11 protein-coding genes are annotated in these 8,017 nt (G+C 62.4%); 9 read left to right on the forward strand and 2 right to left on the reverse strand.

The annotated features are described in order from the left end of the window. On the reverse strand, positions 1–1,328 hold a 1,328-nt coding region (locus ABY403_RS10745; RefSeq protein WP_372840805.1), incomplete at its 3' end, for a class I adenylate-forming enzyme family protein. Beyond that, on the reverse strand, positions 1,325–2,491 hold the full coding sequence (locus tag ABY403_RS10750) for an acetyl-CoA acetyltransferase (protein ID WP_372840806.1): 1,167 nt from the start codon (positions 2,489–2,491) through the stop codon (positions 1,325–1,327). The genes ABY403_RS10745 and ABY403_RS10750, both read right to left, overlap by 4 nt. Positions 2,492–2,577: 86 nt before the next feature. Here ABY403_RS10750 and ABY403_RS10755 point away from each other — a divergent pair, with 86 nt between their 5' ends. The 9 genes from ABY403_RS10755 to ABY403_RS10795 form a co-directional block, all read left to right on the forward strand. After that, a complete protein-coding gene (locus tag ABY403_RS10755; RefSeq protein WP_372840807.1) occupies positions 2,578–3,147 on the forward strand; it encodes a LuxR C-terminal-related transcriptional regulator in 570 nt (189 codons plus the stop codon). Positions 3,148–3,331: 184 nt separating this feature from the next. Further along, positions 3,332–4,168: an urease accessory protein UreD gene (locus tag ABY403_RS10760; protein ID WP_372840808.1), complete on the forward strand. Its 837-nt coding sequence runs from the start codon at positions 3,332–3,334 to the stop codon at positions 4,166–4,168. Further along, a complete protein-coding gene (locus ABY403_RS10765; protein WP_372840809.1) occupies positions 4,165–4,467 on the forward strand; it encodes an urease subunit gamma in 303 nt (100 codons plus the stop codon). The genes ABY403_RS10760 and ABY403_RS10765 overlap by 4 nt, the downstream gene beginning before the upstream one ends. Before the next feature lie 9 nt (positions 4,468–4,476). Further along, positions 4,477–4,653, forward strand: a complete 177-nt coding sequence (locus ABY403_RS10770; RefSeq protein ID WP_372840810.1) for a hypothetical protein — start codon at positions 4,477–4,479, stop codon at positions 4,651–4,653. Next, positions 4,650–4,955, forward strand: a complete 306-nt coding sequence (locus ABY403_RS10775; protein ID WP_372840811.1) for an urease subunit beta — start codon at positions 4,650–4,652, stop codon at positions 4,953–4,955. The genes ABY403_RS10770 and ABY403_RS10775 overlap by 4 nt, the downstream gene beginning before the upstream one ends. Next, entirely contained in the window at positions 4,955–6,664 is a 1,710-nt protein-coding gene (ureC, locus tag ABY403_RS10780) for an urease subunit alpha (protein ID WP_372840812.1), read from the forward strand. The genes ABY403_RS10775 and ureC overlap by 1 nt, the downstream gene beginning before the upstream one ends. A 7-nt stretch (positions 6,665–6,671) precedes the next feature. Further along, on the forward strand, positions 6,672–7,151 hold the full coding sequence (locus ABY403_RS10785; RefSeq protein ID WP_372840813.1) for an urease accessory protein UreE: 480 nt from the start codon (positions 6,672–6,674) through the stop codon (positions 7,149–7,151). Beyond that, entirely contained in the window at positions 7,138–7,785 is a 648-nt protein-coding gene (locus ABY403_RS10790; RefSeq protein WP_372840814.1) for an urease accessory protein UreF, read from the forward strand. The genes ABY403_RS10785 and ABY403_RS10790 overlap by 14 nt, the downstream gene beginning before the upstream one ends. Next, the coding region (locus ABY403_RS10795) for a GTP-binding protein (protein WP_372840815.1) at positions 7,782–8,017 on the forward strand (236 nt) is incomplete at its 3' end. The genes ABY403_RS10790 and ABY403_RS10795, both read left to right, overlap by 4 nt.

Genomic DNA, 8,017 nt, shown 5'->3' on the forward strand with positions numbered 1-8,017 from the left:
AAGGCTGCAACGCTTTCGCCCCATTCCCGGTCTTTCTTGCCGACCACGGCTACCTCGTGCACCGATGGGTGCATCAAAAGCACCTCTTCGACCTCGCGCGGGTAGATGTTGGTGCCGCCCGAAATGATCACATCCTTGGACCGATCCTGTAGCGTTACGAAGCCGTCTGCATCCATCGCGCCCATGTCGCCCGTCCAAAGCCAGCCGTCCTTGATCGTTGCGGCGGTCGCATTGGGGTTGTGCCAATAGCCCCCCATCACCGCCGCACCGCGTACAAGGATCTCGCCGGTTTCACCCGGCGGCAGGCTGCGGCCCTCGGTGTCTGCGATGCGCACTTCAACCGGGGCCTGCGCCTGCCCTACGGACGCCAGACGCGCGCGCCAGCGCGGATGGCTGCGATCTGCCACCAGTTCGCGCGAAAGCGCCGTGATTGTCATCGGGCTTTCGCCCTGCCCATAGATCTGCACGAAGCGCGGGCCCATCACTTCGACCGCCTCGACGATATCGGCCAGATACATTGGCCCGCCGCCGTAGACGATTGTCTTGATACCCGCTCCGCCTTGCCCTGCTGCCTTGGCGCGGTCCACCAGTCGGCGCACCATCGTCGGGGCCGCGAACATCGAGACATTGCCAAGTTTCGGCGCGAGTTCGAGTATCTCGTCCGCCTCGAACCCGCCAGACGGCGGCACAACGTGCCGCGCCGCCCGCATCACATGCATGAAGTTGTAAAGCCCCGCGCCATGCGACATCGGCGCGGCGTAAAGAATTGCGTCTTGTGTGGCTACCTCGTCAACATCGGCGAAATAGCCCAGACACATCGCCTGAATATTGGCCGAGGTGATCTGCACCCCCTTGGGCCGCCCGGTCGTGCCCGAGGTATAGAAAAGCCATACCGTTTCGTCGGTCGCCATTGGCGCAGGCGCGGCAAGTGGCGAATGATCGAGCAGCTGCGCAAAGCTGCCTTGGGCAACGTCGATCTTTTCCGCTTGCAGGTCCGTGCCCGGATCGGCCGAGACAAATGTCAGCGCCGCCCCCGCATTCTTGATGATCCACTCGGCCTCGCGCGCGTGCAGTTTGGCATTGATAGGCACCACCACGGCACCCGCGAACCATGCCCCGTAGAGCGCCTCTAGATACTCGGTGCGGTTTTTCATGAAGATCGCAACCCGATCGCCCGGCGCTATCCCCCGTTTCGCCAGCCCCGCCCCGATGCGCGCGGCGCGGTCAGCGAAACCTGCATAATCGACAACCACCTCTTCGCCCCGCAAAAGCGCGGGCATCGCAGGATGGCGCATGGCGGTGCGAACCAGCCATTCCGCCGGGTTCATTCCGCCCGCTCCGCCTGCAAGATAGAGCAATAATTCGCAACGCCCGAGCCGCCCATGTTGAACACGCAACCCAGTTCCGCACCGGGTAATTGCATCTCACCGGCTTGCCCTGTCAGCTGCATCGCGGCCAGCACATGCATCGAAACACCGGTCGCGCCAACCGGGTGCCCCTTGGCCTTGAGCCCGCCCGAAAGGTTCACTGGCAAGACGCCGCCGCGCAGTACCAGCCCCTCGTCAATCGCGCGTGCCCCCGCGCCGCGTGGCACTAGCCCCATGGCCTCGTAGACCAGAAGCTCTGCGATGGTGAAGCAATCGTGGACCTCGGCGAAGGACAGGTCTTTTACGCCCAGCCCGGCCTCCTGATAGGCGCGGCGAAAGGCTTCGGACGGCCCCTCGAAGGCGAGCAGATCGCGGCGCGACATCGGCAGGTAATCATTCACCTGCTGGCTGGCACGAAAGGCAATGGAATTGGCGAAGCTGTCGGCGCGGTCATCCGCCACCAAGATCAGCGCAGCCGCCCCGTCCGAGATCAACGAGCAGTCGGTCATCCGCAAGGGTGCGGCGATCATCGGGTTCTTGTCGCTGACCGTGTTGCAGAAATCGAAGCCCACGTCCTTGCGCATTTGCGCCAGCGGGTTGGCAAGTGCGTTGTGATGGTTTTTGGCGGCGATCCGGGCCAGCGCCGCAGACTGATCGCCATGCGCCTTGAAATAGGCGCTCGCAAAACGCGCAAAAATCTGCGGAAAGCTGACGCCCGCCTCCTCGGTCTGATACGATGCACCTGCCAGCGCTTGGGTTACCCCCGCGGTATCCTTCGCGGTCATCTTTTCTGCGCCGATCACCAGTGCGGCCTCCACCCGGCCAGACCGGATCGCGTCAAGCGCGGCGTATATTGCGGCCGACCCCGAGGCGCAGGCATTCTCTACCCGCGTTGCTGGCTTGAAACGCAAACGGTCGTCTAGGCCCAATGCCAGAGAACTGGCAAAACCGTCGGCCACCAGCCCCGAGTTGAAATGCCCCAACCAGATCGCGTCGATCTCGGCCGGGTCGATCCCGGCATGTTCAATCGCGGCCCCCCCAGCCTCGAGGATCAGCTCTTCAAGCGTTCGACCCTCCAGCCGCCCGAACTTGGTGTGGCCCCATCCGACAATCTTGGCATCCATCCCGTATCTCCTCGCCGTATTTCGCGCAGACTAGCGAGAGGGGCGCGGTAGCGGTATTCGTAGAACTACGGGATCGGGGAAGGGCAATGGCAGAGCGAGACATGGAGCAAGAGGCCGGGGTCGCTGCGCTGGCCTTCACATATGCGCCAATCGGTCTGGCACTGACGCGCGACCGCGTTATCGAACATTGCAACGCAAGGTTTTGCGAAACCTTCGGCTACGCTGCAAAGGATGTTGCAGGCCGCTCGCTGGCGTTTCTTTACCCTTCGGACGAGGAGTTTCAGCGTATCGGAGAAATCGGCTTGGCGCGGATGCGCGCCACGGGACGCTACGCAGATGAGCGCATCATGCAGCGGCGCGATCGGTCGCTGTTCTGGTGCCGTGTGCGCGGCCAGTCACTGACCCCCGAAATGCCCTTTGCGCGCGCCGTCTGGAGCTTTGCAGACATCTCGGATTCGCGCCCTGTCGTCGCGTTTACGCCGCGCGAGCGTCAGGTGGCGGCGCTATTGGCCGAGGGCCAGACCAGCAAGGAAATCGCGCGCCTGCTGAAACTTTCGCCACGCACCGCCGAGGCGCATCGCGACCGATTGAAGGCAAAACTGGGCGCGCGTAATACCGCAGAGCTTGTGGCCCGCCTTACGGGGTTGCCGCTGTAATTCGCGCGGGCTTGGCGCGGGCGGCCAACGCGGCACCGCTTTGGCTTTGCGCCCAATTATCGGGCATGGCGGCGAAGAAACGGGCAAAACCCCCTCAATATCTGGGTCGCGCACAGGATCCGAGGCAAGAACCGCTGCTTCCCCGACAATCCGCGGGCAACGATTGATCGAAATCGGGGGCTGCATGATTCAAGGGGCGATCAACACGATGGAGCGTTCGAAGGGCGCGGCTTACGTGCGCTTCGGTATGCGCAAAGGCCGCGTGGCACTTGCCGATCTGGCGCAATCCGGCTCGGCACGCGCAATCTTGCCGCGCTCTTCCTCTGATCGGTCAGAGGTGGTGTTTCTCAACACCTCTGGTGGCCTTACATCTGGCGATCGCCTTTCATTCGCGTTGGCGCTGGATGATGGCGCTTCCGTTGTCGGCACCACGCAAACGGCCGAGCGCGCCTATCTTTGCCGCGAGGGCGCGGCCCATGTTCAGGCCAATTTCACCGTGGGTGGTGGGGGGCGATTGGATTGGCTTCCGCAAGAGACCATCCTGTTCGAAGACTGCTTTCTCGAGCGCAATACTCGGATCGACCTCGCCGCAGGTGCCAGTTGTCTGCTGTGCGAAACCGTGGTGCTTGGCCGCCGCGCGATGGGGGAAACCCCGGTCCGGCCCCGCCTGCGCGACAAGCGCATGGTCACGCTGTCGGGACGCCCGCTTTGGGCCGATTGCCAAACCCTCGATGCCAAGGTGCTGTCGAACGCCGACCAACCCGCCATGCTTGGCGGGAACTGTGCATTTGGCGTTCTTGCCTTGCTAGGTGCCGGGGCCGAGGCGGCTGTTGACGCCATCCGTGCCTTGCCCATCACGCAAGGTGTCACCGCCGCTGCTTCGGGTTGGAATGGTCGGACCGTGGTTCGCATCATGGCACCCGATGTCTGGCCGTTGAAGCAATACCTTGGGCAACTGATTGCCCGGATGACAAACAGACCGCTGCCCCGCGTCTGGCAAATGCAAGGGATCACCGCATGAACCTCAGCCCCCGCGAACGCGAGAAACTGATGATAAGCCTCGCCGCCATGGTCGCCCGCAACCGGCTTGCGCGCGGCGTAAAGCTCAATCACCCAGAGGCGGTCGCCCTGATTACCGATTTCGTCCTCGAAGGGGCGCGTGATGGCCGCTCGGTTGCCGAGTTGATGCAGGCGGGTGGCCTTGTGCTTACGGCAGACCAATGCATGGCGGGCGTGCCCGAGATGACCCATTCCGTGCAGGTTGAAGCCACGTTTCCTGATGGCACCAAACTTGTCACCGTCCACCATCCCATCCGCTAGGAGGCCCAATTGAAAAGCCTGACCATCCTTCTGTGCCTATTTCCCGTCGCCGCCCTCGCGCACCCCGAGGGGCACGCCGATGCGGGCGTATTCCACTTTCTTACCCAGCCGGACCATCTTGCGATGCTCGCTGCCGGGGTTGCTGTTGTCGCATTTGCCGCTTTCAAACTTGGGGCGCGCAGATGATTCCGGGTGAAATCTTTCCGGCGGCTGGCGAAATCGAAATCAACGCGGGCCTTCCGGTCACGGTACTGATGGTGTCAAACACCGGCGACCGCCCGGTGCAGGTCGGCTCGCACTACCATTTTGCCGAAACCAACCCCGGATTGTCGTTTGATCGCGTTGCGGCACGCGGCCAGCGGCTGGACATAGCAGCCGGCACTGCCATTCGGTTTGAGCCGGGCCAGCAGCGCGAAGTGCGGCTTGTGCCTTTCAGCGGGGCACGCCGCATCTTTGGTTTCAATGCCAAAGTGATGGGAGAGATCTGATGTCTTCTCGCATTTCCCGCCCCGATTATGCCGCCATGTATGGCCCCACCACCGGCGATCGCTTGCGCCTTGGAGATACCGATCTGATTATCGAAGTTGAACGCGATCTGACCACCTACGGAGATGAGGTCAAGTTCGGCGGCGGCAAGGTTATCAGAGACGGTATGGGCCAGTCACAGGTCAGCCGGGCGGGCGGGGCGGTTGATACGGTCATCACCAACGCCCTGATCCTAGACCATAGTGGTATCTACAAGGCCGACGTCGGCCTGCGCGCGGGCCTCATCCACGCGATCGGCAAGGCTGGAAACCCGGATACGCAAGCGAATGTCACCATCATCATCGGGCCGGGAACCGAGGTCATCGCCGGCGAGGGCAAGATCCTGACAGCAGGCGGGTTTGACTGTCACATCCATTTCATCGCCCCTGGCCAGATCGAAGACGCGCTGCATTCCGGCATTACCACAATGCTCGGCGGCGGCACTGGCCCGGCCCACGGCACGCTTGCCACCACCTGCACCCCTGGCGCGTGGCACCTTGGCCGGATGCTTCAGTCGCTTGACTCGTTCCCGATCAACTTCGGGCTTTCGGGCAAGGGCAACGCCAGCCAGCCAGAGGCGCTTGTAGAAATGGTGAACGGCGGGGCTTGCGCGCTGAAACTCCACGAAGACTGGGGCACTACCCCGGCAGCAATCGATTGCTGCCTAAGCGTGGCCGACGCGATGGATGTTCAGGTGATGATCCACACCGACACCCTGAACGAAAGCGGTTTTGTCGAAAATACACTCGCCGCCATCAAGGGCCGCACGATCCACGCCTTTCACACGGAAGGCGCAGGTGGCGGGCACGCCCCCGATATCATGCGTGTCGTCTCAAGCCCCAATGTCATCCCCTCGTCCACAAACCCGACCATGCCCTACACGGTCAACACGATCGAAGAGCATCTCGACATGCTTATGGTCTGCCACCATCTCGACCGGACGATCCCCGAAGATGTCGCCTTTGCCGAAAGCCGCATCCGCCGCGAAACCATTGCGGCCGAGGATATTTTGCACGACATGGGCGCGTTCAGCATCATCTCTTCCGATAGTCAGGCCATGGGCCGGGTGGGCGAGGTCATCACCCGCACGTGGCAAACCGCGCACAAGATGAAGCAACAGCGCGGGCGTCTGGCCGAAGAACAAGGCGACAATGACAACCTTCGCGCGCGCCGTTACGTTGCGAAATACACCATCAATCCTGCCGTGGCGCAGGGAATGAGCCGCCACATCGGTTCCATCGAAGTCGGCAAGCGCGCCGATCTGGTGCTGTGGTGGCCCGCCTTCTTTGGGGCCAAGCCTGAAATGGTGCTTGTGGGCGGCATGATCGCTTGTGCCCAGATGGGCGATACCAACGCGTCCATCCCTACACCGCAGCCTGTCTATTCTCGCCCGATGTTTGGTGCCTATGGCCGGGCCGGTGCTCGCGGTTCGGTGCTTTTCACCTCGGCTGCCGCACAATCGAGCGGGTTACGGGAAGAGCTGGGGTTGGCGAAAGAAACCGTCGCGGTTGAGAACACGCGTCATATCGGCAAGGCCGATATGCGCCTTAACGACGCGATGCCGGTTATCGAGGTCCACCCCGAGACATACGAGGTTCGCGCCGACGGCGAGCTTCTTACCTGCGCCCCGGCGTCCGAACTGCCTCTTGCGCAGCGCTATTTTCTGTATTGAGGACCATATGACCTTTCTGCTTCCCGCCCATACACACCTGCGTCAAGGCCAATGGACAGGCCCCGCCGCCGCCAGCGTTTCGCTGACCTACGATGAACGCCTGATGCGGCGAAGGCGGTTGGAAACCACTGCGGGCGGGTTGATGGTGGATCTGGGTGAAACCGTCAGCCTGAATCCGGGTGACGCGCTTCGCACCGAGGATGCCCGCATCGTGGAAATCGAAGCCGCTGACGAGCCCCTCGTGCGGGTAAGCGGCGATCTTGCGCGTTTGGCGTGGCATATCGGCAACCGCCATACGCCTTGCCAGATCGACGCCGACACGCTGACCATTCGCCAGGACCATGTGCTGGAAGCCATGCTGCTGCAACTGGGTGCAAGCCTGACGCGGGTCATGGCCCCCTTTCGCCCAGAGGGCGGTGCCTATGGAATGGGTCGCACATTCGGGCACGACCACGGCCCAAATGGCTTTCCGCATGCGCACCCATGATGCGTTTCAAGACAGTTTGCGGCTAACTCAGCTTCTGTCGCCTGCTTTCCCGATTGGTGCATTTGCACATTCCCAAGGGCTGGAAGCCGCCATTGCAGATGGCATCGTGCATGACGCGGCATCGCTGGAAAGCTGGATTTCCACCGTTCTTCGCTTTGGGTCGGGCCATATGGACGCCGTATTCATCTCTCTGGCCCGGCAAATGGCCATGGAAGCGGATGCGTTGACCGATCTTTATTACGCCTACAGCGCCAGCAGCGAGCGGGCGCAGGAAGCGGCGGAACTTGGCAGAGGGTTTCAGGCGCTGGTCAGCGCAATGGGTGATCCGGCCCCGCCCTTGCCCTATGCAATCGCTCTTGGGCTGGCCACCCGGAACCTTTGCGTTTCAACCCCCGAAGTCCTTGGGCTTTGGCTTCAGTCCCTTTCGGCGCAGCTCGTCTCTGTCGCCGTGCGCTTCATGCCGATGGGCCAAGCAGAGGGGCAGCGGGTTATTGCCGCCCTGACCCCGACAATCGCCCAGATCGCAGCGGCGCTTGCCGATGCCACGGTAGACGATCTCTACAGCTTCACTCCGGGTGCCGACATGGCCTCGATACGGCACGAAACACAGGAAATCAGGATATTTCGCACGTGACTTATGCATCGCCCCACGGCCCGCTTCGGGTTGGTATCGGCGGCCCCGTCGGCGCCGGGAAAACCACACTTACCGAGCATTTGTGCCGCGCCCTTGCCCACCGCTGCTCGATGGCAGTCATCACCAATGACATCTACACCCGCGAAGATGCCGAATATCTGATGCGCGCGCAGGTTCTGGCAACCGACCGCATTCGCGGGGTCGAAACCGGCGGTTGCCCGCACACGGCCAT

The sequence above is a fragment of the Phaeovulum sp. genome (genome assembly GCF_041596715.1).
GTDB lineage: Bacteria > Pseudomonadota > Alphaproteobacteria > Rhodobacterales > Rhodobacteraceae > UBA6213.

What these genes read in the sequence shown, in the direction of transcription:
- ABY403_RS10750 (WP_372840806.1), bottom strand. Translation starts at nt 2,491, where the DNA reads ATGGATGCCAAGATTGTCGGATGGGGCCACACCAAGTTCGGGCGGCTG.
- ABY403_RS10755 (WP_372840807.1), top strand. Translation starts at nt 2,578, where the DNA reads ATGGCAGAGCGAGACATGGAGCAAGAGGCCGGGGTCGCTGCGCTGGCC.
- ABY403_RS10760 (WP_372840808.1), top strand. Translation starts at nt 3,332, where the DNA reads ATGATTCAAGGGGCGATCAACACGATGGAGCGTTCGAAGGGCGCGGCT.
- ABY403_RS10765 (WP_372840809.1), top strand. Translation starts at nt 4,165, where the DNA reads ATGAACCTCAGCCCCCGCGAACGCGAGAAACTGATGATAAGCCTCGCC.
- ABY403_RS10775 (WP_372840811.1), top strand. Translation starts at nt 4,650, where the DNA reads ATGATTCCGGGTGAAATCTTTCCGGCGGCTGGCGAAATCGAAATCAAC.
- ureC (WP_372840812.1), top strand. Translation starts at nt 4,955, where the DNA reads ATGTCTTCTCGCATTTCCCGCCCCGATTATGCCGCCATGTATGGCCCC.
- ABY403_RS10785 (WP_372840813.1), top strand. Translation starts at nt 6,672, where the DNA reads ATGACCTTTCTGCTTCCCGCCCATACACACCTGCGTCAAGGCCAATGG.
- ABY403_RS10790 (WP_372840814.1), top strand. Translation starts at nt 7,138, where the DNA reads ATGCGCACCCATGATGCGTTTCAAGACAGTTTGCGGCTAACTCAGCTT.